The 26325-nt window shown below is 56.1% G+C and carries 26 protein-coding genes; 15 read left to right on the top strand and 11 right to left on the bottom strand.

The features are described from left to right. Nucleotides 1-714 carry a bifunctional protein-disulfide isomerase/oxidoreductase DsbC gene (dsbC, locus tag HV213_RS05185; RefSeq protein WP_181484942.1) on the bottom strand — a complete coding sequence of 238 codons (714 nt, stop codon included), beginning with the start codon at nt 712-714 and terminating at the stop codon, nt 1-3. 23 nt (nt 715-737) lie between these two features. Next, nucleotides 738-1634, bottom strand: a complete 897-nt coding sequence (gene xerD / locus HV213_RS05180; RefSeq protein ID WP_181484941.1) for a site-specific tyrosine recombinase XerD — start codon at nt 1632-1634, stop codon at nt 738-740. A 121-nt stretch (nt 1635-1755) separates the two neighbouring features. Here xerD and fldB point away from each other — a divergent pair, with 121 nt between their 5' ends. Beyond that, nucleotides 1756-2277: a flavodoxin FldB gene (fldB, locus tag HV213_RS05175; protein ID WP_112216527.1), complete on the top strand. Its 522-nt coding sequence runs from the start codon at nt 1756-1758 to the stop codon at nt 2275-2277. Nucleotides 2278-2282: 5 nt separating this feature from the next. Here the strand turns inward: fldB and HV213_RS05170 are convergent, their stop codons facing one another. Further along, nucleotides 2283-2693: a protein YgfX gene (locus HV213_RS05170; protein ID WP_110276702.1), complete on the bottom strand. Its 411-nt coding sequence runs from the start codon at nt 2691-2693 to the stop codon at nt 2283-2285. After that, a complete protein-coding gene (sdhE, locus tag HV213_RS05165; protein ID WP_110276703.1) occupies nt 2674-2940 on the bottom strand; it encodes an FAD assembly factor SdhE in 267 nt (88 codons plus the stop codon). The genes HV213_RS05170 and sdhE overlap by 20 nt, the downstream gene beginning before the upstream one ends. Before the next feature lie 243 nt (nt 2941-3183). Between sdhE and ygfZ the strand changes: the two genes are divergently transcribed. After that, entirely contained in the window at nt 3184-4167 is a 984-nt protein-coding gene (gene ygfZ / locus HV213_RS05160) for a tRNA-modifying protein YgfZ (protein WP_181484940.1), read from the top strand. Between the two features lie 329 nt (nt 4168-4496). Here ygfZ and HV213_RS05155 read toward each other — a convergent pair whose 3' ends face one another. Beyond that, complete coding sequence (locus tag HV213_RS05155) at nt 4497-5519, bottom strand: IS110 family RNA-guided transposase (RefSeq protein ID WP_181485305.1); 1023 nt, start codon at nt 5517-5519, stop codon at nt 4497-4499. A gap of 297 nt (nt 5520-5816) precedes the next feature. On the opposite strand from HV213_RS05155, the gene dagR reads away from it, so the two are divergent. The 7 genes from dagR (at nt 5817) to dagF (ending at nt 13254) form a co-directional block, all read left to right on the top strand. Next, on the top strand, nt 5817-8615 hold the full coding sequence (gene dagR / locus HV213_RS05150; RefSeq protein WP_181484938.1) for a transcriptional regulator DagR: 2799 nt from the start codon (nt 5817-5819) through the stop codon (nt 8613-8615). Between the two features lie 120 nt (nt 8616-8735). After that, nucleotides 8736-9161 carry a PTS sugar transporter subunit IIA gene (locus HV213_RS05145; RefSeq protein ID WP_181484937.1) on the top strand — a complete coding sequence of 142 codons (426 nt, stop codon included), beginning with the start codon at nt 8736-8738 and terminating at the stop codon, nt 9159-9161. Between the two features lie 12 nt (nt 9162-9173). Next, nucleotides 9174-9659 (top strand): PTS sugar transporter subunit IIB, encoded by a 486-nt coding sequence (locus HV213_RS05140; protein ID WP_181484936.1) that lies wholly within the window; start codon nt 9174-9176, stop codon nt 9657-9659. A gap of 145 nt (nt 9660-9804) precedes the next feature. Continuing rightward, nucleotides 9805-10554: a PTS mannose/fructose/sorbose/N-acetylgalactosamine transporter subunit IIC gene (locus HV213_RS05135; protein WP_110276708.1), complete on the top strand. Its 750-nt coding sequence runs from the start codon at nt 9805-9807 to the stop codon at nt 10552-10554. Then, a complete protein-coding gene (locus tag HV213_RS05130; RefSeq protein ID WP_167492726.1) occupies nt 10551-11411 on the top strand; it encodes a PTS system mannose/fructose/sorbose family transporter subunit IID in 861 nt (286 codons plus the stop codon). The genes HV213_RS05135 and HV213_RS05130 overlap by 4 nt, the downstream gene beginning before the upstream one ends. Nucleotides 11412-11414: 3 nt before the next feature. After that, on the top strand, nt 11415-12524 hold the full coding sequence (gene dgaE, locus HV213_RS05125) for a D-glucosaminate-6-phosphate ammonia lyase (protein ID WP_181484935.1): 1110 nt from the start codon (nt 11415-11417) through the stop codon (nt 12522-12524). Further along, complete coding sequence (gene dagF, locus HV213_RS05120; protein ID WP_181484934.1) at nt 12511-13254, top strand: 2-dehydro-3-deoxy-phosphogluconate aldolase; 744 nt, start codon at nt 12511-12513, stop codon at nt 13252-13254. Before dgaE ends, dagF begins: the two co-directional genes overlap by 14 nt. Before the next feature lie 157 nt (nt 13255-13411). Here dagF and trhA read toward each other — a convergent pair whose 3' ends face one another. After that, a complete protein-coding gene (gene trhA, locus HV213_RS05115; protein ID WP_112216534.1) occupies nt 13412-14071 on the bottom strand; it encodes a PAQR family membrane homeostasis protein TrhA in 660 nt (219 codons plus the stop codon). 161 nt (nt 14072-14232) lie between these two features. Beyond that, the gene (yqfB, locus tag HV213_RS05110) at nt 14233-14544 is read right to left on the bottom strand and encodes a N(4)-acetylcytidine aminohydrolase (protein ID WP_110276712.1); all 312 of its coding nucleotides are present in this window, start codon (nt 14542-14544) and stop codon (nt 14233-14235) included. Between the two features lie 50 nt (nt 14545-14594). Here yqfB and HV213_RS05105 point away from each other — a divergent pair, with 50 nt between their 5' ends. The 6 genes from HV213_RS05105 (at nt 14595) to HV213_RS05080 (ending at nt 20704) form a co-directional block, all read left to right on the top strand. Continuing rightward, entirely contained in the window at nt 14595-15323 is a 729-nt protein-coding gene (locus HV213_RS05105; RefSeq protein WP_181486337.1) for a MurR/RpiR family transcriptional regulator, read from the top strand. 121 nt (nt 15324-15444) lie between these two features. Beyond that, nucleotides 15445-16878, top strand: coding sequence for a 6-phospho-beta-glucosidase BglA (gene bglA / locus HV213_RS05100; protein ID WP_181484933.1), 1434 nt, complete (start codon nt 15445-15447; stop codon nt 16876-16878). A gap of 316 nt (nt 16879-17194) precedes the next feature. Continuing rightward, the gene (locus HV213_RS05095; protein WP_181484932.1) at nt 17195-17554 is read left to right on the top strand and encodes a copper resistance protein; all 360 of its coding nucleotides are present in this window, start codon (nt 17195-17197) and stop codon (nt 17552-17554) included. 48 nt (nt 17555-17602) lie between these two features. Beyond that, a complete protein-coding gene (locus tag HV213_RS05090; protein WP_181484931.1) occupies nt 17603-19612 on the top strand; it encodes a protein-disulfide reductase DsbD family protein in 2010 nt (669 codons plus the stop codon). A 2-nt stretch (nt 19613-19614) separates the two neighbouring features. Next, nucleotides 19615-20214, top strand: a complete 600-nt coding sequence (locus tag HV213_RS05085) for a DsbA family protein (RefSeq protein WP_181484930.1) — start codon at nt 19615-19617, stop codon at nt 20212-20214. Beyond that, nucleotides 20204-20704, top strand: coding sequence for a protein disulfide oxidoreductase (locus HV213_RS05080; RefSeq protein WP_181484929.1), 501 nt, complete (start codon nt 20204-20206; stop codon nt 20702-20704). The genes HV213_RS05085 and HV213_RS05080 overlap by 11 nt, the downstream gene beginning before the upstream one ends. A gap of 157 nt (nt 20705-20861) precedes the next feature. Here the strand turns inward: HV213_RS05080 and HV213_RS05075 are convergent, their stop codons facing one another. The 4 genes from HV213_RS05075 to gcvT all read right to left on the bottom strand — a co-directional run bounded on the left by HV213_RS05075 (nt 20862) and on the right by gcvT (nt 26225). Then, a complete protein-coding gene (locus HV213_RS05075) occupies nt 20862-21605 on the bottom strand; it encodes an SDR family oxidoreductase (protein ID WP_181484928.1) in 744 nt (247 codons plus the stop codon). Nucleotides 21606-21665: 60 nt separating this feature from the next. Further along, nucleotides 21666-24539: an aminomethyl-transferring glycine dehydrogenase gene (gcvP, locus tag HV213_RS05070; protein WP_181484927.1), complete on the bottom strand. Its 2874-nt coding sequence runs from the start codon at nt 24537-24539 to the stop codon at nt 21666-21668. 178 nt (nt 24540-24717) lie between these two features. Then, complete coding sequence (gcvH, locus tag HV213_RS05065) at nt 24718-25107, bottom strand: glycine cleavage system protein GcvH (protein WP_110276721.1); 390 nt, start codon at nt 25105-25107, stop codon at nt 24718-24720. 23 nt (nt 25108-25130) lie between these two features. Continuing rightward, on the bottom strand, nt 25131-26225 hold the full coding sequence (gene gcvT / locus HV213_RS05060; RefSeq protein WP_181484926.1) for a glycine cleavage system aminomethyltransferase GcvT: 1095 nt from the start codon (nt 26223-26225) through the stop codon (nt 25131-25133). Nucleotides 26226-26325 lie beyond the last annotated feature (100 nt).

Raw genomic sequence — 26325 nt, 5'->3', positions numbered from 1 at the left:
TCAGTTACCGCTTGTCTGTTTTTGATGCTCATCGAGGAGCGCTTTCAGGTCTTTAGGATCGCGATAGCCCGGCATAAGGGTCCCGTCGCTCAGCACCATCGCCGGGGTGCCGTTAACACCAAGCTGCACGCCAAGCGTGTAGTGTTTAGCGATATCAACATCGCAGCTGGCAGCCTCTACGGCTTTGCCGCTCATGGCGTTATCCAGTGCTTTGTTAGGATCTTTGGCGCACCAGATAGCCTTCATATTCTGCTCGGCTTCGCTTTGCAGCCCCTGGCGCGGGAAGGCCAGGTAGCGCACGGTGATGCCCAGCGCATTGTAGTCGCTCATCTGCTCGTGCAGCTTGTGACAATAGCCGCAGGTAATGTCGGTGAAGACGGTGATGACGTGTTTTTCCTGCGGCGCTTTGTAGACAATCATCTCTTTTTCCAGCGCGTTGAGCTTACCGGCCAACAACGTGTTGGTAACGTTCACCGGCTGCGCGCCGCTGACATCGTACATCGGCCCCTGGATGATGTGCTTACCATCATCGGTGACGTACAGAACGCCGCTATCCGTCAACACGGTGCTGATGCCCTTGACCGGAGAAGGTTGCACGTCCGTGCTCTGCACACCCAGCTTTGCCAGCAGCTGCTTAATCGCCGCGCTATCGGCATGTGCTGCACCGGATAAGGTGGTCGCCAGCAGGGTGAACATCAGTAAACCTTTTTTCATACTCAATCCTTTTTATTCAGCGCTCACGCACGCGGGTGATGCTGTTGATGAAGTTGTCGCAGACGCTCGGTCGCCACGTGGGTGTAGATCTGCGTCGTGGAGAGATCGCTGTGTCCTAACAGCATCTGCACCACGCGTAAGTCCGCGCCATGGTTAAGTAAATGCGTGGCGAATGCATGGCGTAACACGTGCGGGGAGAGCTTTGCGCTGTCAATCCCCGCCAGTACGGAATAGTGTTTAATCCGATGCCAGAACGTCTGGCGCGTCATCTGCTGCGCGCGCTGGCTGGGAAAAAGCACATCGGACGCCACGCCGTTCAGCAACCAGGGACGCCCGTACTCAAGGTAATTCTCAACCCACAGTACCGCCTCTTCGCCTAACGGTACCAGTCGTTCTTTATTGCCTTTACCAATCACGCGCACAACGCCCTGGCGCAGGCTGATGTCGCTCATGGTCAGACCCACCAGTTCTGAGACGCGCAGACCCGTCGCGTACAGTACTTCCAGCATCGCTTTATCGCGCAGCTCCAGCGGTTGCTCCACCAGCGGTGCCTGCAGCAGGCGTTCAACCTGGGCTTCGCTCAGATCCTTCGGCAGCCTCTGCGGCAGCTTTGGCGATGCCAGCAGCGCGCTTGGATCATCCGGGCGGATTTTTTCCCGATAAAGATGCTGAAAGAAACGACGTACGGCGCTCAGTAAGCGCGCAGTACTGGTGGCTTTATAGCCGCCGGTCTGGCGCTCCGCCAACAGCGACTGGAGATCCTCGCCGCTAACGCTGGCAAGCGACAGCTCGCGATGATGCAGCCATTCGACCACCATCGTCAGATCCCGGCGGTAGGCGCTTAGCGTGTTCTCCGCCAGATTACGCTCCAGCCATAAAGCATCGAGAAACTGCTCGATTTGTGCGAGATCCTGTTTCACATCGGCCTCTTTGCTTATCAAAACGGCGTCATTATACCCTAAATAATTCGAGTTGCAGGCGGCCACGGCCTTTCTGGTAGACTAAGCACAAAGTCACAACAAGAATTGAGACATTTTTGCGATGAACATAGGTCTTTTTTACGGTTCCAGCACCTGCTACACCGAAATGGCGGCGGAAAAAATCCGCGATATCATCGGCCCTGAACTGGTGACGCTGCACAACCTGAAAGATGATTCCCCTGCCCTGATGACGCAATATGACGTGCTTATCCTCGGCATTCCAACCTGGGATTTTGGTGAAATCCAGGAAGATTGGGAGGCCGTCTGGCAACAGCTCGATACGCTGGATCTGCAAGATAAGATCGTCGCGCTATACGGTATGGGCGACCAGTTAGGCTACGGCGAATGGTTCCTTGATGCGCTGGGTATGCTGCACGACAAGCTGGCAACCAAAGGCGTGAAGTTCATCGGCTATTGGCCAACTGAAGGCTATGAGTTTACCAGTCCGAAACCGGTTATCGCCGACGGGCAGCTGTTTGTTGGGCTGGCGCTGGATGAAACTAACCAGTACGACCTGAGCGATGAACGCATCCAGAACTGGTGCGAACAAATCCTCGGCGAAATGGCTGAGCAGTTCGCCTGAGGCTCTTAATCTTGCGCCGATTTCTGTAACACCAGTCGGCGCAGGTCGCGCCACTCCCCCGCGTCCATACTATCTGCCGCGACCCACAGATGCTGGGTACGGTGGTTTTTTGTATCCCGCAGACGCAGCAGCATTCCGCTATTGATCACCCATGGGGTACCGACGATTTCCCACTCCGCTTTTTGCCAGCGCAGTCGGGAGTCCATCAGCAGTTTTATTTCGCCCTGACGGGCGTGAATCCGCCTCTGGCTGCGCACGCAGTCAAACACCACCAGCGACAGCAGTATCAGCCATAACGGGGTGTAGCTGAGCGGCCAGGGCATCAGCAGCACAAGTGCCGCCACAACACCATGCAGCAACAGCGAGAACCACTGCGCTCGCCATGAGATGCGTAAATCAGATTGCCACAGGACCACGTTCCCGATTCCGTATCTGAATTAATTTTACCATCCGTTGCAGTTCCGCATCAGCCGGTTCGCCATGGTTCATTAACCAGTTGAACAGGTCCGGATCGTCGTTTTCCAGCAGGCGGATGAACAACAGCTTGTCGCCATCGCTGAGCGTATCGTACTCGTACTCAAAAAACGGCATGATGGAGATATCGAGTTCACGCATCCCCCGGCGACACGCCCAGTGGATACGAGCTTTATTGTTAATATCCATGTTTACTTCCTACTTATAAATATTTCTTAGTTTAACCCGTTTTCGCCACTGACTTCACAGGAATATCAAGATTCGCGAGCGCGCCTCCATGAAAACCCTAAAATAATCAGGTCTTTCATTATTTCCTGCGGTCTGGCTTCCCGCCATTGAGGGCACAAATGGCTTGCCGAAAGCGCTTGCATTGCACTCTAGCTCTTTTACCATTAGTCACACACTCTGCGTTAAGCTATTCGGGATATGACTATGGCTTTTACACCTTTTCCTCCGCGTCAGCCTTCCTCTTGCGCGCGTCTGCCGTTAACGCTGATGACGCTGGATGACTGGGCGCTGGCGACGATTACCGGTGCGGATGGCGAAAAATATCTGCAAGGGCAGATTACCGCTGATATCAGTCAACTGACCAACGAGCAGCACCTGCTTGCCGCGCATTGCGATGCTAAAGGCAAGATGTGGAGCAATCTGCGCGTTTTCCGTCGTAACGAGGGGTTTGCATGGATTGAACGCCGCAGCCTGCGCGACGCGCAATTGACTGAACTGAAAAAATACGCGGTGTTCTCTAAAGTGACGATCGCCGCCGATGATGAACTGGTGCTGCTGGGCGTCGCCGGTTTCCAGGCCCGTGCCGCGCTGGCACCGCTGTTTAGCGAACTGCCGAATGCCGACAAGCAGGTTGTCAGTGAAGGATCCACCAGCCTGCTGTGGTTTGAGCATCCGGCCGAGCGTTTCCTGCTGGTGACCGATGAGACAACCGCCACCCGCGTCACCGAGGCCCTGCGCGGTGAAGCGCAGCTTAACAACAGCCAGCAGTGGCTGGCGCTGAATATTGAAGCCGGACTGCCGGTTATCGACAGCGCCAACAGCGCACAGTTTATTCCGCAAGCGACTAACCTTCAGGCATTGGGCGGCATCAGCTTTAAGAAAGGCTGCTACACCGGTCAGGAAATGGTTGCCCGCGCAAAATTCCGCGGTGCCAACAAGCGTGCTCTGTGGTCCCTGGCGGGGAAAGCCAGCCGCGTGCCGGAAGCCGGGGAGGACCTTGAGCTGAAAATGGGTGAAAACTGGCGTCGTACCGGCACCGTTTTAGCCGCCGTGCAGTTAGATGATGGTCGCCTGCTGGTGCAGGTGGTGATGAATAACGATATGGAGCCGGACAGCGTATTCCGTGTGCGCGATGATGCCGGTAGCCTGAGCATCGAACCGCTGCCGTATTCACTGGAAGAGAGTTAAAATATTCCTGGCCGTCTTCTCCCCGGAGGCGGTGCAATGCGCCTGTCCGTATATGGACACCTCCCGTGATGCAAGCTATTTTTTGTGTGAGTCACCAGGGTAAGTTGCGTTCGTATATCCGGCCTCTCTTTCGGTACCGTCGTACCCGGGCCATGATGTGTTCTGCGCACCTGCTTCCTTTCGGGCTATCGGCTTTGCTTCGCAGGGAGCCTTCGGACAGGCCGGATTTCTCAGGTGCTGGTCTTACCGGTTACTCATCACGCTAAATCGCTTCGCAATCTCACGACAGGGTTACTGCTCTTTTTACTGCATGGCTCACGGGGCGTCGGTTAACCGGCGACCCGTGAACCATGGTAATCTTCTCCGCGACTCATCACCGCCCACGCTATCCGCACATTCTTGTTCGCCAGCGCCACCGTCGCGATATTCCGGTTCCGTCTTTCCGCCACCGACTGCAGCCACTGGCTCCGCCGGTCTTCTTTGCCTGCACATGTCTTCAGAACTGACCGTGCCCCGTGGATGACCAGCGTACGCAGGTAGCTGTCACCCCGCTTGCTGATATGCCCCAGCTGCTGCTTACCGCCGCTTGAGTGCTGCCGGGGAACCAGCCCCACATAAGCCGCCATCTCCCGACCGTTCTTAAACTGCGTCGCGTCACCCAACAACGCCACCATCGCGCTGGCGGTTATCACGCCGATACCTTCTATTTTCATCAGCCGCTGGATGCAGATATCTTCCCGCGCCGCCTCTGCGAGCCGCCGGTCATGCCCCGCCACCCGGTCATCCAGCATCCGCAGCTCTTCGGCCAGCTCGCACAGCAGGCGCATAAACCGGTCATCCCACTGCTCCTGCTGTGACAGTATCTCCGGCAGCGCCTTACGCAACTGGCTGATGCCGACCGGCAGCACCACGCCGAATTCGCCCAGAAAGCCCCGTATCTCGTTGCACAGCGCCGTGCGGCTTTTTATCACTCTGGCCCGCACGCGATGCTCCGCCTGAAGGGTCTGCTGGCGCTCTGTCTTAACCGCGACGAAGCGCATGGCGGGGCGGCTGATGGCTTCACAGATGGCTTCGGCATCGTTGGCATCATTCTTGTTGCCTTTGAGGTAAGGCTTGACGAATTTCGGGGGAATAATGCGCACGGTATGCCCCATGCGGGTGAGTTCGCGGGACCAGTAGTGGGATGATGCGCAGGCTTCAATCCCGATGGTGCAGGGAGCCAGCTGAGAGAAATAAGCGTGCATGTGGGCGCGGCGAATAGATTTTCGTACGACGACATGCTCATGGTGATCCACGGCATGGATCTGAAAGACATTTTTTGCCAGGTCAAGACCGATACGTTTAATATTCATGGTGGACACCTCCTCCTGTGGACTGCAGGTAACACTTCCAGTCTGGCACGTTATGATGCCGTAAGGTGGGAGGTGTCCATCACATCGGGCTACCGGACAGCAGACGACTGTGAACCTGTAGCCCGGTCAGCGCAGCGCCACCGGGGGATTTTCCCGAAAGCGATACCGCCTCCCCGTCGTCCCTCAACTGCCATAGCCGTCTGAGCTAATGCACCATCTCTGGCCCCAGGCCACTTTCTTGCATAGCAGAATAGTGTATGTTCTGAACAATCATTTATTTCTTAAGCGGTAAAGAGAATGAGACGGATTGAGGTAATACAGGGAGAGCTGGCGCGGCTGACGAGCGGCTTGAGTCTTGCGGATTTAGCGCAGGAGACAGCGTTTACGGCAGAAGCCATCGGCTTTAACCTTGGGCTGGCGCGTAACTCAGTTAGCAAAGATCTCAATCAGTTGTGGAGCGACGGTTTGGCGATTAAGAGTCGTGGCCGTCCGGTGTTCTTCCTGCACCGTCAAGCGGTGGAAACGCTGCTGGGACGCACGCTGGATGAGTCCGAGCGTGAAGTGCGCACGGTTGCCGATCTGCTCCCCCATCAGGAAGACCACTCGACTGATGACCCTTTTAGCGGCCTGATTGGTTATGACCGTAGTCTGCGTGACGCAGTGGAAAAAGGCCGCGCTGCGGTACTTTATCCCCACGGGTTGCATGTGCTGTTGACCGGCCCTTCCGGCGTTGGCAAAACCTTCTTTGCCGAACTGATGCATCGCTTTGCCTGCGAACATGCAACGGGAACTGCGCCGCCGCTGGTCTACTTTAACTGTGCAGAATATGCCCATAACCCGGAACTGCTCTCCTCGCACCTGTTTGGTCACCGGCAGGGCGCATTTACCGGAGCAAACGAGAATAAACCCGGTTTGGTTGAACAGGCAGATGGTGGCTATCTACTGCTCGATGAGGTCCACCGTCTGCCATATGAAGGGCAGGAAAAGCTATTCTCCATTCTCGACAAAGGCCAGTATCGCCCGCTCGGCTCAAGCGCCACTGCGCGCTCAATTTCGGTACGCCTGATTTGTGCAACGACTGAACCGGTCAGCTCGGCGCTGTTGCGCACCTTCCAGCGGCGTATTCAGGTCTGCATCGATCTGCCCGGTATTCGCCAGCGCTCGGTGGAAGAGCAGGTTGAATTGATTGTCGGCTTCTTACAGCGTGAGAGCCGTAAAATCGAGCGCACAATAAGCATCGACAAAACGCTGCTGCTCTGGCTGTTAAATAAACCGCTGGAAGGCAATATTGGCCAACTCAAGAGTGATATTCAGTTCCTGTGTGCCCAGGCGTGGGCATCAGGGATGACGGAGCATAGCGATACGCTACAGCTGGATAAACGGCTGGCGGAGATGCCGTTTAACGCCACGCCGGAGCAGCGTCTGCTGGTCGATACGCTATTTGACGGTAAAGAGCGGCTAAGTGTTGATGCGCGCACGCTGCCGGCGTTGAAAACCTCGCTGGCGACGGGGGCGGAGATTGAAGAGAGCGATCTGTTTTACAGCTTCCTGACTCGCGAATATGTCAATCTGCGCAACAGCAACGTTCCGCCAGCTGAAACGCTGGCAATCCTGAAAAATAAGCTCAGTTCAATTTTTGAATATGGTCTCTACAGCCGCGACAATATTGCCCATCCGCCGCGCTATGGCGATCAGATTGAGGAGCGCGTGACGCTGCTGATTGGCTGCGTGGAGCAGGTGCTTACGTTTACGCTGCCTGAAAACCTGGTGAATCCGCTGCGTAAGCACTTTCTGGCACTGATTGGCTACGTGCAGCGTGGTCTTATCCCGCAGCTTTACTCCTCCAGCCTGATCCTCGACCGCTGTAAAGATGAATACGACAATGCCACGCTGCTGTGTCGAAAAATCAACGAACTACTGCATATCCAGTGCCCGGCGACGGAAGTGGTCTGGTTATGCCTGTTCCTGAAAGAGTGTCGACATTACCGTCAGCGCATCGATGCCAGCCCGGACTGCGGGGTGATTTTGATTGCCCATGGTTCGACGACGGCCACCAGCCAGGCGCAGTACGTGAACCGGGTGCTGGAGCGCGAGCTGTTTAGCGCCATCGACATGCCGTTTGAGCAGTCGGTGCATGACACCCTCGAAACGTTAATCCAGATGATCCAGGCCCGACGCTGGCAGCGGCTGATATTGATGGTAGATATCGGTTCACTGATTCATTTTGGTAGTACGATCAGCAAGTTATTTCAGATTGATGTACTGCTGATGCCCAATATCACTCTGACCAGCCTGCTGGAGTTAGGGCTGGATTTAAGCTATGAAACCAGCGAGTTACCACAGTTGGCGGCGTTAATGCAGAGTAAAGATATCCCCTGTCAGCTCTGCACGCCGCAGCAGGAGAACGGCGGTAAAGTACTGGTAATCTCCTGCATTACCGGCATGGGCACGGCGGAGAAAATCAAAAAGGTGCTGGAGGAAAGCTTTGGCGAACTGATGTCACAGGACACGCGGATGGTGATCCTCGACTACAACGAGGTGCGCAGTCTGGAGCGGGTCCAGCAGGCGATTAACCCCAGCGAACGGTTGGCGGGAATTGTCGGCACCTTCCAGCCCGGTCTGCCGGATATTCCGTTTATCTCGCTGGAAGAATTGTTCTCCGAACAGGGGCCGGAGCTGGTGCTAAGCCTGCTGACACCGGATCTCTCAAGCAGCGAACGCCGCCTGGAGATGGAGCGCAGCGCGATGCGTTTTATCAGCGCGCTAACCATGGAAAGCATCATCAACCATATTTCGGTGCTCAATCCTCAGCGCATTCTCAAAGAGATGGAAGGCGTGCTCAACCATCTGACCACCTCACTTTCGCTGAAACCGAGCCGCCAGGTGACACTGCGCTTCCTGATCCACTGCTGCTGTATGGTCGAGCATATCGTGATTAACCGCAAACCGTTACAGATGTCGCTGGAGAACAAGCCCGATCTGGATGCCCGGGCGTTTAGTGTCATTAAATCCGCCTTCCTGCCTATCGAAGAGGCTTATGCCATCCGTTTATCCGACGCGGAATATTTTTATATCTACGAACTGTTGTATCGCTAACTCCTTATCTGGCGTGGCTCTGCGCCTCGCCAGCCCTCTCTCCTCCCCCACGTGACACAAATTCTGGCACAGCCTTTGCTCTTACTACGTGTGTAAACGTAATAGAGCCAGGAGGCCATTTTGACTACCACTGAACCCTTGTCCCAGATCCTGCTGCTGACGCATGGCGGCTGGGGGCAACAGCTTTGCAACAGCCTGTGCATGGTGACGGGCGAAATCAAAGGCGTGACGGAAATTGCGCTGATGCCCGTCGATACGCTGGGCGAATTTTACCAGCGTGTCGAAGCCGTTGTGAAAACCATGCCGGAAGGTTCACTCATTCTGACCGATTTTGTTGGCGGTACCACCTCAAACGTGGCGGCGCGACTGAGTGCGGATTATCCGGTGGCGGTGGTTTCCGGGCTAAATGCCTCGCTGTTGCTGGAGGCGCTGGACAGGCGTGAAGAGGGGCCGCTCTCTGCCTGCGTGGCCGACCTGGTGGAAGCCGCACGCAGCAGCTGTCTGGACGTTGTCGCCCACGTTCGTCAATTACAACAACCAAAATAAGGGAAAAATATTATGGCTAACATCGTGTTATGTCGCATCGACAGCCGTCTGATTCATGGACAGGTGGTGACAAAGTGGGTCGGACAATCTCAGGCCAACCGGATTGCGGTGGTCAGTGATGAGCTGGACGCCGATCCGTTTATGAAAAACATCTATCTGATGGCCGCACCGCCAAACATTAAAGTGGATTGCTACAGCAATCAGAGCTTTGCGGCATCGTGGAAAGAAAATCAGCTTGGCGATGGCAATGTGCTGGTGCTGTTCCCTTCTCTGGCGGCGATTCAGGAAGCCGTACAGCTGGGGTTTGATGTCTCCGCCATTCAGGTGGGTGGTTTAGGCGGCGGGCCGAACCGCAAAGTCGTTTTCCAGAACATCACGCTGGATGAAAAAGACGTAGGCATTCTTAACGACCTGAAAAGTCGCGGGATTAAGGCAGTATTCCAGACCATTCCGGAAGATAAGCCGCAGTCTCTGGACGATATCCTGAAAAAATTCTAACCATTTAACATACACAAAATCATTCTGGATGCATCGAGGCGGCAACTGAGTGAATCCCCTGGAGCTTACTAAAGTAAGTGACTGGGGTGAGCGAAGGTAGCCAACAAAGAGGCAGCCTGAAGGATGAAGTGTATAGGAAAATATTATGGATACTTTAGTCTTTGCAAGCCTGATGGGATTGTATTACTGGTTTGCCCGATTACGCCTTGGCTACACCTTCTCCGCCATGCTGCTTCAGCCGGTGGTTATCGCAGTCTTCGTCGGCTTGCTGCTTGGCAACATGCAAACGGCAATGATCATTGGTGCGGGCATGCAGCTCGTCTATCTCGGCGTAACTTCGACGCCAGGCGGTAACGTACCGTCGGACCCCGCGCTGGCCGCCTGTATTGCTATTCCCATTGCCGTGAAGGCCGGGATGGATCCGAACCTGGCGATAGCGCTGGCGATTCCGTTTGGCGTGATCGGCGTGTTCCTCGATCAGCTGCGTCGTACGCTGAACGCCGCCTGGGTACATATGGCGGATAAACATGCGGAAACGGCGAATATGGCGGGTATTATGCGCTGCGCCTTCCTCTACCCGGCACTGCTTGGGCTGGTACTGCGCTTCCCGGTGGTATTTGCCGCCAACTATTTCGGCCAGAACGTGGTGGAAAGTTTCCTCAAGCTGATGCCGCACTGGCTGACCCACTCCTTTGAAATCATGGGCGGGATCCTCCCGGCGCTGGGTTTCGCCATCACCATTATGGTGATCGGTAAAAAGAGCCTACTGCCGTGGTTCATTGGTGGATTCTTCGCGGTGCTCTATCTGAAGGTAGACATCATGGCGATGGCCATCTTCGGCACCTGCGTGGCCTTCCTGATTAAAGGCCTGGCGAAAAATGAAGGAGCAGCATGATGAGCAGCGACGTAATGCAGAATGAACTGGTCGAACGCGCACGAGTAAGCGGCACGCTGACCAAAGCCGATATCACCAAAGCCTGGTTTATCTACTGGCTGGGTGCGGAAGTTTCCAGCTCCTATGAGCGCCTGCAAAGCCTGATTTTCTGCGCATCGATGACGCCGATCATCAAAAAGCTTTACCCGCAAAAAGAGGAGCAGGTAGAGGCGCTAAAACGCCATCTGAACTTCTTCAACTCGGAACAGACCTTTGGTGCGGTGATTCAGGGGATCTCCATTGCGATGGAGGAGCAAAAAACCCGCGGCGAGCCGATTAGCGATGCCTCGATCACCGGGATTAAAACCGGCCTGATGGGGCCGCTGGCCGGGATGGGCGATTCCATCATCTGGGCGGCTGTGATGCCGCTGCTGATTGCGATTTTCATCCCGTTCGCCGCCAACGGCAGCGCAATGGGCGGCATTGTGCCCTTAATTCTTTATCCGGCGATTACGCTGGCGATCAGCTACGGCATGGTTCACAAAGGCTACACGCTGGGGCGCGACTCAATAATCGGCCTGCTGCAAGGGGGGCGAATTAAAGAACTGATCTACGGCGCGAACGTGCTGGGTTTGATCATGATGGGCGCGCTTTCGGCGAGCTACGTCAAAATCACTACGCCGTTAAAAATCAGCGCCCTGAAAGGTTCTGAGGTGGTTGTCCAGCAGATCCTCGACTCCATCGCGCCGGGCCTGCTGCCGCTGGCGGCGGTATTCGCGGTCTACTTCTATCTGCTGAAGAAAGGGCCGCGTTACACCACTATTTTGCTGTCGATTGTCGCGCTGAGCGTGGTCTGTTCGCTGCTGGGAGTGCTGTAAACCATGACGCAGAACATCTATCAACAGTTGGGGCTAAAACAGGTGATTAACGCCTGCGGCAAGATGACGATTCTGGGCGTCTCCAGCGTCGCGCCACAGGTGATGCAGGCCACGGCTCGGGCGGCTTCAGCCTTTGTGGAAATCGACAGACTGGTGGACCGTACTGGCGAGCTGGTTTCCCGCTTTACCGGCGCTGAGGACAGTTACGTCACTTCCTGCGCCTCGGCGGGCATCGCCATTGCCGTCGCCGCCGCCATTACTCGTGGTGACCAGGCCAGAGTCACGCAGATACCGGACAGCTCCGGTATGGCCAACGAAGTAGTGATGCTGCGTGGACATAACGTCGACTACGGTGCGCCGATTACCAGCGCCATTCGCCTCGGCGGCGGGCGTGTGGTAGAGGTGGGTTCGAGCAACCTGGCGGCCCGCTGGCAACTGGAGAGCGCGATTACTGGCAATACCGCCGCGCTGCTGTATGTGAAATCGCACCACTGCGTGCAGAAAGGGATGTTGAGCATTGAAGACTTCGTGCAGGTCGCGCAGGTTCACAACCTGCCGCTGATTGTTGATGCCGCCGCCGAGGAGGATTTGCACGCCTGGGTGGCGAGCGGAGCGGATATGGTTGTCTACAGCGGGGCAAAAGCCTTTAACGCGCCCACCTCCGGGTTTATCACCGGTAAGAAACCGTGGATTACCGCCTGTAAGGCGCAGCACCATGGTATTGCGCGGGCGATGAAAATCGGTAAGGAGAATATGGTTGGGCTGGTGTACGCGCTGGAAAATTATCATCAGGAGCAGGCGGTAGTGACTGCCGAACAACTGCAGCCAGTGGCGGAGGCGATTTCCGCCATTCGCGGGCTGAACGCCGATATTGAGCAGGATGAAGCAGGGCGCGCCATCTGGCGTATTCGTGTCCGGGTGAATGCGCAGGCGTTAGGCATTAACGCCCGTGAAGTGGAAGCGCAACTGCGCGGCGGCGATATCGCCATTTATGCCCGACGCTATAACCTTCATCAGGGCGTATTTAGCCTTGATCCACGGACGGTCGCAGAAGGGGAAATGGCGTTAATTGTGGCGCGACTCAAGGAGATTGCAGACCATGCAGCAGATTAATTTTTATCGCCAACGAGTGGCGATCAACGTGCTGGCGAAAGATATTGCCAATGCCAGGGAAATCTATGATGCCGCAGAGGGCCATGCGGTAATCGGCGTGCTCTCCGCGCAGTTTGCCTCAGTGGAAGACGGCGTTCAGGAGATCAAACGCTGGATGGCGGAGGTGCCGTCCATCTCCGTGGGGCTGGGAGCCGGGGATCCGGCACAGTATTACAAGGCAGCGATGATCGCGTCGAAGGTACATCCGGCGCACGTCAACCAGACCTTTACCGGCTGCGGTTTTGCGGCTGGCGCGCTGGCGGCGACGGGCGGCGGGCAGACGCATATCAACGCGCTGGTCAGCCCGACGGGTACGCCGGGCGAGGTGCTGATTTCAACTGGAGTCAGCAGTAGTCAGGGAACGCCCGCCCGCGTTTCCTGCGATGCGGCGGTACGTATGATGCAGGATTCAGGGGCGCATGCGGCGAAGTTTTTTCCAATGGGCGGTGAGAAGTCGCTACCGGAGCTGTATGTGCTGGCGACCGCCGCTGCGCGCAACGGGATGACGCTGATAGAACCAACCGGCGGAATCGATCTCGATAATTTTGGCATTATTTTGCAAAGCTGTCTGGAAGCAGGCGTACCTCGCGTGATGCCTCATGTTTACAGCTCGATAATCGACCCGCAAACCGGCAATACACGACCAGAAGATATCCGCAGATTAATGGATATAGTGAAAGCCGTAGTCTAAATAAAAAAACCAAGCCGTAGCCCTGGCAAGCAAGCCATCACCAACGGAGAATGTCCCGGAGGCGGCGCTTGACGCGCCTTGTCCGGGCTACCAAACCACAAACCGCGCGGGCTCGTAGCCCGGCCAGCGTTAGCGCCACCGGGAGATTTCGCGAAATTTAAACCTGTCCGACGTACAGATAAATCGCCAGGAAGTGGCACACGCTGCCGCCGAGCACAAACCCATGCCAAATTGCATGATTGTACGGAATGCGCTTGCAGACGTAGAAAATCACCCCCAGCGAATAGACCACTCCGCCGACCGCCAGCAGCGTGACGCCGCCCACCGCCAGCTTAATCGCCAGCTGATAAACCACGATAAGCGACAGCCAGCCCATCGTCAGGTAGGTCACCAGTGAGAGGATCTTAAAGCGATGCGCGATGGTCAGCTTGAACAGGATCCCCAGCAGCGCCAGGCTCCAGATAACAATCATCAGCCCGCGCGATAGCGGTGAATTTAGCCCCACCAGCAGGAACGGCGTGTAGGTCCCGGCAATCAGCAGATAGATGGCGCAGTGGTCGAATTTTTTCAGCCACAGCTTAGCCCGCTGATGCGGAATCGCGTGATAGAGAGTGGAGGCGAGGAACAGCAAAATCATGCTGCCGCCGTACAGGCTGTAGCTGGTGATAGCCGTTGCGCCAGCGTTGCTATCTACCGCCTGCACCAACAACAACACCAGACCGACGATACCAAACACCAGCCCGATCCCGTGACTGATGCTGTTGGCAATTTCCTCTGCCAGAGAATATCCCTGAGTGATTAATGGCTTGCGAACCATATTTGACTCCGAAAACAAGTACGCTTTTTGTGCTCACTTAGGTTAACTGAGAATGATTCCAGTGAACACCTGTTAGCTAAAATAAAAAGATGAATATTTATGAATACTATAAAATCATAGTGTTACAGTTAAATTTCAACTAACAGTCGTTCACTATTTTATTAAAGCGTTTCGAATTCAATGACATAAAACTGCTGTTCACCCGGATAGATCTCCGCAATCACGTCTCGTAGTTGCGTCAGCGTCATATTCTCCTGCTGCGCATGCAGATCGGTCAGCGTCTCCAGAGTTACCGTTGAGGTCGCCACTACGCGGATGGTACAAAAATAGCCGTTATCTTCGTAGCGGCCAACGCGCAAGATATCGCCCACTTTAAAGTGCGATTCGGCAGCATCGCGGATAGTAATGGTTTTACGCCCGGCAAGGATGTCGTCCTGAAAGCGCTGAAAAAAGGTAATGTCATTCTGCTGCATGATATAATTCCGTCCTGGTCATTATGAATTGTGAGTTTGCCACTGTGAGTATCTTCTCCCACGCTGCTATCGCCAGTCTCAACAATCTTGAGATGATGGTCTATCACTACGTTATTAAGAATCGTGACAAAGTGATGTATATGACCATCCGCGAACTGGCGGAAGCCGTCGGAGTCTCTACGACAACCGTCCTGCGCTTCTGCCGTAAACTGCAGTGCGAAGGCTACTCAGAGTTTCGCGTACGCTTTAAATTATATCTGGAGCAGAATGAGCCTCAACAGGCAAATATCGGTGCCAGTGAAATAATGAGCTTTTTCAAAAGCGTCAATAATGATGAATTTGATGGATTACTGGAACAGGCCGTCGATATTATCCTCTCTTCTGAGCGTATTATTTTCGTTGGCGCGGGGACTTCCGGCGCATTGGCGAAATATGGTGCCCGCTTCTTTTCTAACGTTGGGAAATTCAGCAATCATATCGATGACCCTTATTTCCCGGTCACCAATGATATGGCGCGCAATGCGCTGGCGATCGTGCTGTCGGTCTCCGGCGAAACCGAAGAGATCCTGCGTTTCGCCAGCCAGTTTAGCCTGCACCGCTGTAAAGTGATGTCCATCACCAGCCACGAACACTCGCGGCTGGCAAAGCTTGCAGACTTTAATCTCTCATGGCACGTCCCGCAAACTCGCATCGGCGGAGTCTACGATATTACGACGCAGATCCCGGTTATTTATATTCTTGAAAGCCTCGGGCGTAAATTAGCGCGTAAACTCGCCTGAAAATAACACCCTGTTTTTTCGATGTAACAAATCCCACGCAGGGAAAATTGTTATATCGTGACATTTATATCCCCTTTGCTAGACTCGAAACCAACAAGTAATTATGACGAGATTAGCAAAGATGAAAAAAATACCTTTACCGAAAGACTTTTTATGGGGTGGCGCGGTAGCTGCACACCAGGTTGAAGGCGGCTGGAATAAAGGCGGCAAAGGCCCAAGCATCTGTGATGTGCTGACCGGTGGCGCGCACGGCGTACCACGCGAGATAACCCAGCAGGTTGAGCCGGGTAAATACTACCCGAACCACGAAGCCATCGACTTCCACGGCCACTACAAAGAAGACATCAAGCTGTTTGCCGAGATGGGCTTTAAGTGTTTCCGTACCTCTATCGCCTGGACCCGCATCTTCCCATTAGGTGACGAAACCCAGCCGAATGAAGAAGGCCTGAAGTTTTACGATGACATGTTCGATGAACTGTTGAAGTACAACATCGAGCCGGTTATCACCCTCTCCCACTTTGAGATGCCGCTACATCTGGTTCAGCAATATGGTGGCTGGACCAACCGTAAAGTGGTCGATTTCTTTGTGCGCTTCGCCGAAGTGGTCTTCGAGCGCTATAAGCACAAAGTGAAATACTGGATGACCTTTAACGAAATCAACAACCAGCGCAACTGGCGCGCGCCGCTGTTTGGCTACTGCTGCTCGGGCGTGGTCTATACCGATCATGAAAACCCGGAAGAGACCATGTACCAGGTGCTACACCACCAGTTCGTGGCAAGCGCGCTGGCGGTAAAAGCAGCGCGTCAAATCAACCCGGATATGCAGGTTGGCTGCATGCTGGCGATGGTTCCCCTCTATCCATTTTCCTGTAAGCCGGAAGACATCATGTTCGCTCAGGAATCAATGCGCGAGCGCTATGTCTTTACCGATGTCCAGCTACGCGGCAGCTACCCGAGCTACGTCTTAAACGAGTGGGAGCGTCGCGGCTTTAACATCAAAATGGAAGACGGCGATGCGCAGATCCTGCGTGAAGGCACCTGTGCTTACCTCGGCTTCAGCTACTACATGACCAACGCGGTGAAAGCGGAAGGCGGCACTGGCGACGCGATTTCCGGCTTTGAAGGCAGCGTACCAAACCCGCACGTCAAAGCCTCCGACTGGGGCTGGCAAATCGACCCGGTAGGCCTGCGCTATGCGCTGTGCGAACTGTATGAGCGCTATCAGAAGCCGCTGTTTATCGTCGAAAACGGTTTCGGCGCGTACGATAAAGTAGAAGAAGACGGCAGCATCAACGACGACTACCGCATCGACTACCTGCGCGCGCACGTCGAAGAGATGATCAAAGCGGTCACTTACGACGGCGTTGAGCTGATGGGCTACACCCCGTGGGGCTGCATCGACTGCGTCTCCTTCACCACCGGCCAGTACAGCAAACGTTACGGCTTTATCTACGTCAATAAACACGACGACGGCACCGGCGATATGTCGCGCTCGCGTAAGAAAAGTTTCAACTGGTACAAAGAGGTTATCGCCAGCAACGGTGAAAAACTATAATGCTTCTGCCCTCTCCCGGCCGGGAGGGGGCAAAAAACCCCACGATATATACCCTAAGTAATTCGAGTTGCAGGACAAGGCACTTGTACCTTGAACAGCGCTTGCGCTGGCCCCGAAGGGGCGAGGCCGTAGGCCGAGTAACGCGGCAAGAGAGTGAATCCCGATGAGCTTACTTTGGTAAGTGATTCGGGTGAACGAACGCAGTCAACACACCTGCAACTTGAAGTACGACGGGTACAGACACTTCTTTACAGCATTAACATTGCCAAAAAGCTTTCGCCCGATAAGATAGGCCACGTGAATAATTGAGGCGATCATGATCAAGCGACAACGCAAAGCCATCCTTCTTGTAGCCCTTGCCTGTCTGGTGGTGCTGATATGCACCGCGCAGCGTATGGCCGGGATGCATGCGCTTGTCATAAATGCGACTGCCGCCACTCAATCGGTACAGCAGGGTCAGAGTAATAGCGATGAGCCGGTGACGCCCTGCGAGCTGAGCGCCAAATCGCTGATGGCCGTTCCGCCGATGCTGTTCGAAGGCGCGCTATTTGCCATCGCCCTGCTGCTGGCGGTACTGGCGGCAAGTCCTGCGCGTATTGAGCGCCTCTGGCCCCCCCGCGAAATTTCTCCTCCCCGGTTACGGGTGCATCTCCGATTATGTGTTTTCCGTGAATGAGCACTGGCCTGACGGTTCAGGTTAATCATTCATTTACGGAGAAAATTTATGCTTATGGTATTCAGGCGACTACTGGTCTGCCTGCTTTGGCTATGGCTGCCCGTCAGTCAGGCCGCCGACAGCGGCTGGTTACGCGCCGCCGATAATCAACACGCCAGCGTCAGGCTGCGCGCGCAAAATGAGAGCAGCGGCGAAACGCGCTTGCTGCTGGACGTCGCGCTGGAAAAGGGCTGGAAAACCTACTGGCGCTCGCCGGGTGAGGGGGGAATTGCTCCGGCAATAACCTGGTCAAAACCGCTTGATGTCAGTTGGCACTGGCCAACGCCGCAGCGCTTTGACGTCGCCGGGATTTCTACTCAGGGCTATCACGGCAACGTCAGCTTCCCACTGGAGATTCGCGGCCCGCTGCCGGAAACCCTGCACGGTGTGCTGACGCTATCCACCTGTAGCAACGTCTGTATTCTCACCGACTATCCCTTCTCGCTGGATATGACCTCCCCCGCTGGAAGCGATTTTCGCTACGACTTCACCCGGGCGATAGGCACTCTGCCGCTGACGGACGGCCTGACCTCGCAGCGTAGCGCCAGCTATATCAGCGGTAAGTTAACGGTCACCGCCGTTCGCGAATCAGGCTGGCAGCAGCCTTCGCTATTTATCGACAGTATGGATGACGTGGATTTCGGCAAGCCCGCCTTCGCCATCAAGGGGAATACGCTTATCGCCACGCTGCCGGTCACCGATAGCTGGGGCGATGCTGCGCCAAACCTCAGCGGTAAGACTTTATCGCTGGTGCTTGCCGAGGGCGGTCAGGCCGAGGAGAGCCGGGTTGCCATTGTTCAGGGGACCGCTGCACCGGAACTGTCCCTGTGGTGGGTGCTGCTGATGGCGCTGGCCGGGGGCCTGATCCTCAACGTGATGCCCTGCGTGCTGCCGGCACTGGCCATGAAGCTGGGCACGCTGGTGCAAAGCGCTAACCAGCAGCGCGGGGTAATAAGACGCCAGTTCCTGGCATCCGTTGGCGGGATTATCGCCTCTTTCCTCGTTTTGGCGCTGATGATGACCCTGTTAAGGCTGGGCAATCAGGCGCTGGGCTGGGGCATTCAGTTCCAGAATCCGTGGTTTATCGGTGCGATGGCGATGGTGATGGTGCTGTTCAGCGCCAGCCTGATGGGGCTGTTTGAGTTTCGCCTCACCTCTAACACCAGCACGTTTCTGGCCACCCGCGGCGGAAGCGGTTTATTGGGCCACTTCTGCCAAGGGGCATTCGCCACGCTTCTCGCCACGCCGTGTACCGCGCCGTTTCTCGGCACAGCCGTATCGGTGGCGCTCGTTGCGCCACTACCGCTGCTGTGGGGGATCTTCTTCGCGATGGGTCTGGGAATGAGCCTGCCGTGGTTGCTGATTGTCGCCTGGCCCGGTTTCACCCGACATCTTCCTCGCCCAGGCCGCTGGATGAACCGCGTTCGGGTCATTCTCGGGCTGATGATGCTCGCCTCGTCGCTGTGGCTGGTAAGTCTGCTGACGGTGCACATAGGTCGCCTGCCGGTGCTCGCACTGTTGGTGATTCTGGCTCTCGTTCTGCTGCTGGCGACGGCCTGGCGCTACCGCTGGCGTACGGCGCTACAGGCCGCAGCGCTGGCCCTGGTGATTGCGGTCGCGGTTGCTTTGATTTCACCACCGGAAGGCCAGGGCTCGCGCCGCGATCGCGTCAACTGGCAACCGCTCAGTGAACAGGCGATTGCCGACGCGCTGGCAAATCATCAGCGAGTGTTTGTCGATGTAACTGCCGACTGGTGCGTGACCTGTAAAGCCAATAAATACAACGTATTGCTTCGTGATGAGGTACAGGAGGCGCTCTCAGCCCCGGATGTGGTGGCGCTGCGCGGCGACTGGAGTCGACCGTCGGACACCATTAGCCAGTTTCTGACCGCTCGCGGCAGCGCCGCCGTACCGTTCAATCAGGTTTATGGACCGGCGTTACCGCAGGGCCAGACGCTGCCTGCGCTATTAAATCGAGAAGAGCTTCTCGCCACCCTATCCGCTGCGAAAGGAAAATAATCATGAGAATCATCACCGCATTACTGCTGCTGTGCATAGCAACATTTAGCATGGCCGCGCCGGAATCGTCCACCGATGACCAGCTCGCCAGGCTGCTGTTTAACGATCCCTTAAGCCCGCGTATGGGAGCCAAAGAGCCGAAACTGACCATCGTCTCATTCACGGATTACAACTGCCCTTACTGCAAGCAGTTCGACCCAATGCTGGAGAAAATCGTCCATGATAATCCTGACGTTTTACTGATTGTGAAGCTACTGCCGTTTAAGGGGCAAAGTTCGGTCAACGCAGCCAAAGCCGCGCTCTCAACCTGGCAGCAGCAGCCAGATAAGTTTTGGACGCTGCATCAGCGGCTGATGGCGAAAAAGGGCTATCACGATGATGCCAGCATTCACGCCGCGCAGCAGAAAACCGCCACCGACGGGGTGAAGATCGATGAGAAAACCATGGAGTCGCTGAAGATGAACCTGATTTTATCGCAGGTACTGAATATTCAGGGCACACCGGCCACCATTATCGGCGACGAGATGGTAGCGGGCGCAATCCCCGAAGCAGATCTGGAGGGGCTGGTGAAAGAACAGCTGGCGAAAGCGGATGCGCAGTAAATTAACGCGCTGGCTGCGCGAGGGGATCGTCTTGCTATTGATTGGGGTGGCGATAAGCCTGGCGGTGGATTACGTGCGTAAACCCGCATTGCCGCAAAATTTCACCAGCACACCGCTGCAAACCCTTGATGGCCGGACGGTCGACCTGGCGGCGATGAGCCACGAACGTCCGCTGCTGCTGTACGTCTGGGCCACATGGTGCGGCGTATGTCGTTACACCACGCCATCGGTAGCCGCGTTGGCTGACGATGGCAGTAACGTTATAACCGTGGCGCTGCGCTCCGGCGATAACGCTGCCCTGGAGAAGTGGCTGGCGCATAAAAAGATGGCGTTACCGACGATAAACGACGCCAGCGGTCAGCTCTCACAGCAGTGGGATGTGCAGGTGACGCCAACTCTGGTCGTAATTTCGCGCGGCGAGGTGAAGTCGGTCACCAGCGGCTGGACCAGCGGTTGGGGGATGCGCCTGCGGCTGTGGATGGCGTCGTAGCGCATCTCCCCCGCTCGCGCTACGCTTAGCGGGGCTACGGGTTCACAGCCGTCTGCGGTCCCGTAGCCCGGGTAAGGCGTTAGCCGCAACCCGGGAGCAGGTTCAGTTTTGCAGCCCGGACAGGTGCGCAGCGCCGCCTCCGGGAAGGCGTTGTGGATTATCTTCCGCCCGCCAGCTCCAGAAAGCTGCCGGTTACGTAGGAGGCTTTGTCGCTCAGCAACCAGACGATGGCCTGGGCGACCTCTTCTGGCTGACCACCGCGCTGCATCGGCAACATCGACTTCACGCGATCCACGCGCCCCGGTTCACCGCCGCTGGCATGCATTTCAGTATAAATTAGGCCAGGACGAACCCCGTTGACCCGAATTCCCTGCGCCGCAACCTCCAGCGACAGGCCAGTGGTCAGGGTATCTACCGCGCCTTTTGACGCGGCATAGTCCACATATTCCCCCGGTGCGCCCAGGCGCGAGGCCGCTGATGAAACGTTAACAATCGCCCCACCCTTACCGCCGTGCTTGTGCGACATCCGCTTTACCGCCTCCCGGCAGCAAAGAAAATAGCCAGTGACGTTGGTCGCCAGTACCCGGTTAATCCGCTCGGCGCAAAGGCTTTCAATCGTCCCCTGGGTAAACAAAATGCCAGCGTTATTGACCAGCGCCGAGAGCGGTTCGCCAAGGCGATCGACAGCCTCAAACATCGCCACCACCTGTGTTTCATCACTGACGTCCGCTTGCAGCGCAACGGCCTTTCCGCCGCAGGCGATAATTTCGTTCACCACGCCGGTCGCAGCTTCACTGTTCTGGTGATAATTCACCACCACGGTATAACCTTCCTGCGCCAGCAGCAGCGCCGTCGCTTTACCTATTCCGCGGCTGCCGCCCGTCACTAATGCTATCGTCATGCCATTCCCCCAAAAAATAAAGGCGCCGCAGCGCCTTTAAAAGATAGTCTAATCAGCAGATTACTGGTATTCGCTCATCGGGACGCAAGAGCAGAACAGATTACGGTCTCCGTAAACATCGTCCAGACGCTTCACGGTCGGCCAGTATTTATTGTTCAGCCCTGCCGGGAATACCGCCAGCTCACGGGGGTACGGGTGGTTCCACTCGCTCACCAGTTCGCCCTGGGTATGCGGAGCGTTAACCAGCGGGTTGTCTTCCAGCGGCCACTCACCGGCTTTCACACGGTCAATTTCGCCGCGAATCGCCAGCATCGCATCGATAAAACGGTCCAGCTCGGCTTTGCCTTCCGATTCGGTCGGCTCAACCATCAGCGTACCCGCTACCGGGAAGGACATCGTCGGCGCGTGGAAACCAAAGTCAATCAGGCGTTTAGCGATGTCCAACTCGCTGATGCCGGTCTCTTCTTTCAGCGGACGAATATCAAGAATGCATTCGTGCGCCACGCGACCGTCGCGTCCGGTATACAGCACCGGGAACGCGTCTTTCAGGCGGGTGGCGATGTAGTTGGCATTCAAAATCGCCATCTGGCTCGCCTGCTTCAGCCCTTCTGAGCCCATCATGCGGATATACATCCAGCTGATCGGCAGAATCGAGGCGCTGCCGAACGGGGCGGCGGAAACTGCGCCCTGACGGGTCAGCACACCTTCGATTTGCACCACGCTATGGCCCGGAACAAACGGCGCCAGATGTGATTTCACGCCAATCGGCCCCATACCCGGGCCGCCGCCGCCGTGCGGAATGCAGAAGGTTTTATGCAGGTTGAGATGCGATACGTCCGCGCCGATAAAGCCTGGAGAGGTAATGCCGACCTGCGCGTTCATGTTCGCGCCGTCGAGGTAAACCTGGCCGCCGAACTGATGCACGATTTCGCACACTTCGCGGATCGTCTCTTCGTAGACGCCGTGGGTAGACGGATAGGTGACCATAATGCAGGAGAGGTTGTCCGCGTGCTGCTCCGCTTTTGCCCGCAGATCTGCCAGATCGATGTTGCCATTTTTATCACAGGCCACTACGACCACCTGCATCCCCGCCATCTGCGCGGAAGCCGGGTTGGTGCCGTGGGCAGAAGCCGGGATCAGGCAGATATCGCGATGCCCTTCGTTACGGCTCTCATGGTAATGACGGATCGCCAGCAGGCCCGCGTACTCGCCCTGTGCGCCAGAGTTCGGCTGCATACAAACGCTGTCGTAACCGGTCAAGGTGACCAGCCAGTCGGCAAGCTGGGCGATCATTTGATGATAACCTTCCGCCTGTTCTATCGGGCAGAACGGGTGCAGCTCGGCAAATTCCGGCCAGGTGATCGGGATCATCTCAGCGGCGGCGTTCAGCTTCATGGTGCAGGAGCCCAGCGGGATCATCGCCTGATTCAGCGCCAAATCCTTGCGTTCCAGCGAGTGCATATAGCGCATCATTTCGGTTTCGCTGTGATAGCGATTAAATACCGGATGGGTCAGGATCGCATCGTCGCGCAGCATGCTGGCCGGGATCGAGCGGCTATCAAGCGCCACGTCTTTATCCAGGGTGTCGATATCCAGACCATGATCATCGCCAACGATGGCACGGAACAGGTTCTGCACGTCTTCGCGGGTGGTGGCTTCATCCAGCGTGATGCCGACGGCGTTGTGAATATCGCTGCGCAGGTTGATCTGCAGCACTTGCGCCCGCGCCAGTACCGCTGCTTTATCAGCAACTTCCACACACAGGGTATCGAAGTAATGCGCGTGACGCAGCTTGAGGCCTTTTTTCTGTAGGCCATCGGCCAGAATATCGGTCAGGCGATGAATACGGCTGGCAATACGCTTCAGGCCTACCGGGCCGTGGAATACGGCGTACAGGCTGGCGATGTTAGCCAGCAGCACCTGGGAAGTACAGATATTGGAGTTCGCTTTCTCGCGGCGAATATGCTGCTCACGAGTCTGCATCGCCATGCGCAACGCAATATTGCCCGCCGCATCTTTCGATACGCCGATAATACGGCCCGGCATGGAGCGTTTGAATTCATCTTTTGCGGCAAAGAAGGCCGCGTGCGGGCCGCCGTAGCCCATCGGTACGCCGAAGCGCTGAGCGGAGCCGAAGACAATGTCCGCGCCCTGCTTGCCCGGAGCGGTCAGCAGAACCAGCGTCATAAAATCGGCGGCGACGCTGACAATCACTTTGCGCGCTTTCAGTTCCGCGATCAGCTTGCTGTAATCATGCACTTCACCCGTGGTACCGACCTGTTGCAGCAGTACGCCGAAGACATCCTGGTGGTCGAGGACTTTATCAGCATCATCGACAATCACGTCAAAGCCAAAGGTTTCCGCACGGGTGCGCACCACGTCCAGGGTTTGCGGATGGATATCGGCGGCAACGAAGAAGCGGTTGGCGTTTTTCAGTTTGCTCACGCGTTTGGCCATCGCCATTGCTTCAGCCGCGGCGGTGGCTTCATCCAGCAACGAAGCCGAGGCGATATCCAGGCCCGTCAGGTCCAGCGTGACCTGCTGGAAGTTCAGCAGAGATTCCAGTCGGCCCTGAGAGACTTCCGGCTGATAAGGCGTATAGGCGGTATACCAGCCTGGGTTTTCCAGCATATTGCGCTGAATAACCGGCGGCAGCTGCACGGCGCTGTAGCCCATGCCGATGTACGACTTGAAGCGCTTGTTACGACCGGCAATCGCCTTCAGCTCCGCCAACGCGGCGAATTCAGTAGTTGCTTCGCCCACCTGCGGCGGCGTCGCCAGCTGGATATCCTGCGGCACAATCTGGCCAATCAGGGCGTTAAGCGAGTCGGCGCCAACGGTTTTCAGCATCTCCTGCTGTTGCTGGGCATCCGGGCCGATGTGACGTTCAATAAAGGCGTCACGGTTTTCAAGCTGGCCTAAAGTCTGGGTCATGAGCGATGGTTCCTGAAACGTGCGGTGAATCGTAGGTGTCTCTACTTATCTGAATACGCAAAATAATTCGCGTTGCAGGCAGGCGGCAAGTCAGTGAATCCCCAGGAGCGTACATAAGTACGTGACTGGGGTGAGCGAGCGCAGCCAACACACCTGCAACGTGAAGAATGAAGCGTATTTATTCGTCTTCTAACAGCGCTTCGTACGCAGTGGCATCCAGCAGAGCGGCAACCTGAGCTTCGTCGCTGGCTTTGATTTTGAAGATCCAGCCGTCGGTGTACGGCTCGCTGTTCACTAGCTCAGGAGAGTCATTCAGCTCTTCGTTAACGGCAACGATTTCGCCGCTAATGGGGGCATAGATATCGGAAGCCGCTTTCACAGACTCGGCAACCGCGCAGTCAGCACCTGCTTCGACGATGGCGCCCACTTCAGGAAGGTCAACGAAGACCATATCGCCAAGCAGCTCCTGTGCGTGTTCGGTGATCCCGACGGTATAGGTGCCGTCAGCTTCTTTACGCAGCCATTCGTGTTCTTTGCTGTATTTCAGTTCTGCTGGTACGTTGCTCATCAATTCATCTCCAAAAGGGGAAATCACACCACGGCTTTGCCGTTGCGTACAAAAACAGGTTTAGTCACTTTTACCGGCATTTCACGGTTACGAATCTGCACCACGGCGGTTTCGCCGATGCCTTCCGGTACGCGTGCCAGCGCAATACTGTAGCCCAACGTTGGGGAGAAGGTGCCGCTGGTGATAATGCCTTCTTTCTGATTACCCTCGGCATCGCTAAAGCGCACCGGCAGGCCGCCGCGCAGGACGCCTTTGTCGGTCATCACCAGGCCAACAAGCTGCTCAGTGCCTTTTTCACGCTGTAACTCCAGCGCTTCGCGGCCGATAAAATTACGCTCCGCGGGCTCCCATGCAATGGTCCAGCCCATGTTCGCCGCCAGCGGAGATACGCCTTCGTCCATCTCCTGGCCGTACAGGTTCATCCCCGCTTCCAGACGCAGCGTGTCGCGTGCGCCCAGGCCGCATGGCTTAACGCCTGCATCCAGAAGACCGCGCCAGAAATCCACCGCCTGCTCGTTCGGCAGCGCAATTTCATAACCCGCCTCGCCGGTATAGCCGGTGGTGGCGATAAACAGGTCGCCCGTCTGCACGCCAAAGAACGGCTTCATGCCTGCAACCGCCTGGCGCTGTTCATCGGTAAACAGCGTCGCTGCTTTTTCTTTCGCCTTCGGACCCTGTACGGCAATCAGTGAAAGATCGTCACGCACGGTCATTTCAAGACCATAAGATTCAGATTGCTGAGTTATCCAGGCAAGGTCTTTTTCACGGGTGGCGGAGTTAACAACGAGGCGGAAATAATCTTCAGAAAGGAAATAGACAATCAGGTCATCGATGACGCCGCCAGAAGCGGTTAGCATCCCACTGTAGAGCGCTTTGCCCGGCGTGGTGAGCTTATTCACGTCGTTAGCCAGCAAATAACGCAGGAATTCACGGATGCGGCTGCCGTGGAAATCAACGATGGTCATGTGCGACACATCGAACATCCCGGCATCACCGCGCACCGCATGATGCTCATCAATCTGGGATCCGTAATGCAGCGGCATCATCCAGCCATGGAAATCCACCATGCGCGCGCCGCATAGCGTGTGTTGTTCAAACAACGGAGTCTGTTGAGCCATCTTTTCCTCATCGAATAAAACGGAACCAGCCACTATTTTTGGCGATTTTGCGCCACGAAATCCGCCGTCGACATCGCTAACGGACGTCGACGCAAACGTT

This window comes from Klebsiella sp. RHBSTW-00484, from assembly GCF_013705725.1.
Taxonomy (GTDB): Bacteria; Pseudomonadota; Gammaproteobacteria; order Enterobacterales; family Enterobacteriaceae; genus Klebsiella.
This window is presented reverse-complemented; position numbering and strand designations above follow the sequence as displayed.

Bases quoted from the DNA above. Each gene is read 5' to 3' on its own strand.
- dgaE (WP_181484935.1), top strand. From the start codon at position 11,415: ATGACGCAGAACATCTATCAACAGTTGGGGCTAAAACAGGTGATTAAC.
- sdhE (WP_110276703.1), bottom strand. From the start codon at position 2,940: ATGGATATTAACAATAAAGCTCGTATCCACTGGGCGTGTCGCCGGGGG.
- HV213_RS05130 (WP_167492726.1), top strand. From the start codon at position 10,551: ATGATGAGCAGCGACGTAATGCAGAATGAACTGGTCGAACGCGCACGA.
- HV213_RS05095 (WP_181484932.1), top strand. From the start codon at position 17,195: ATGATCAAGCGACAACGCAAAGCCATCCTTCTTGTAGCCCTTGCCTGT.
- yqfB (WP_110276712.1), bottom strand. From the start codon at position 14,544: ATGCAGCAGAATGACATTACCTTTTTTCAGCGCTTTCAGGACGACATC.
- fldB (WP_112216527.1), top strand. From the start codon at position 1,756: ATGAACATAGGTCTTTTTTACGGTTCCAGCACCTGCTACACCGAAATG.
- gcvP (WP_181484927.1), bottom strand. From the start codon at position 24,539: ATGACCCAGACTTTAGGCCAGCTTGAAAACCGTGACGCCTTTATTGAA.
- HV213_RS05140 (WP_181484936.1), top strand. From the start codon at position 9,174: ATGGCTAACATCGTGTTATGTCGCATCGACAGCCGTCTGATTCATGGA.
- trhA (WP_112216534.1), bottom strand. From the start codon at position 14,071: ATGGTTCGCAAGCCATTAATCACTCAGGGATATTCTCTGGCAGAGGAA.
- HV213_RS05090 (WP_181484931.1), top strand. From the start codon at position 17,603: ATGCTTATGGTATTCAGGCGACTACTGGTCTGCCTGCTTTGGCTATGG.
- bglA (WP_181484933.1), top strand. From the start codon at position 15,445: ATGAAAAAAATACCTTTACCGAAAGACTTTTTATGGGGTGGCGCGGTA.
- gcvT (WP_181484926.1), bottom strand. From the start codon at position 26,225: ATGGCTCAACAGACTCCGTTGTTTGAACAACACACGCTATGCGGCGCG.
- dagR (WP_181484938.1), top strand. From the start codon at position 5,817: ATGAGACGGATTGAGGTAATACAGGGAGAGCTGGCGCGGCTGACGAGC.
- dsbC (WP_181484942.1), bottom strand. From the start codon at position 714: ATGAAAAAAGGTTTACTGATGTTCACCCTGCTGGCGACCACCTTATCC.
- HV213_RS05075 (WP_181484928.1), bottom strand. From the start codon at position 21,605: ATGACGATAGCATTAGTGACGGGCGGCAGCCGCGGAATAGGTAAAGCG.
- ygfZ (WP_181484940.1), top strand. From the start codon at position 3,184: ATGGCTTTTACACCTTTTCCTCCGCGTCAGCCTTCCTCTTGCGCGCGT.
- HV213_RS05135 (WP_110276708.1), top strand. From the start codon at position 9,805: ATGGATACTTTAGTCTTTGCAAGCCTGATGGGATTGTATTACTGGTTT.
- HV213_RS05080 (WP_181484929.1), top strand. From the start codon at position 20,204: ATGCGCAGTAAATTAACGCGCTGGCTGCGCGAGGGGATCGTCTTGCTA.
- HV213_RS05085 (WP_181484930.1), top strand. From the start codon at position 19,615: ATGAGAATCATCACCGCATTACTGCTGCTGTGCATAGCAACATTTAGC.
- dagF (WP_181484934.1), top strand. From the start codon at position 12,511: ATGCAGCAGATTAATTTTTATCGCCAACGAGTGGCGATCAACGTGCTG.
- HV213_RS05155 (WP_181485305.1), bottom strand. From the start codon at position 5,519: ATGAATATTAAACGTATCGGTCTTGACCTGGCAAAAAATGTCTTTCAG.
- gcvH (WP_110276721.1), bottom strand. From the start codon at position 25,107: ATGAGCAACGTACCAGCAGAACTGAAATACAGCAAAGAACACGAATGG.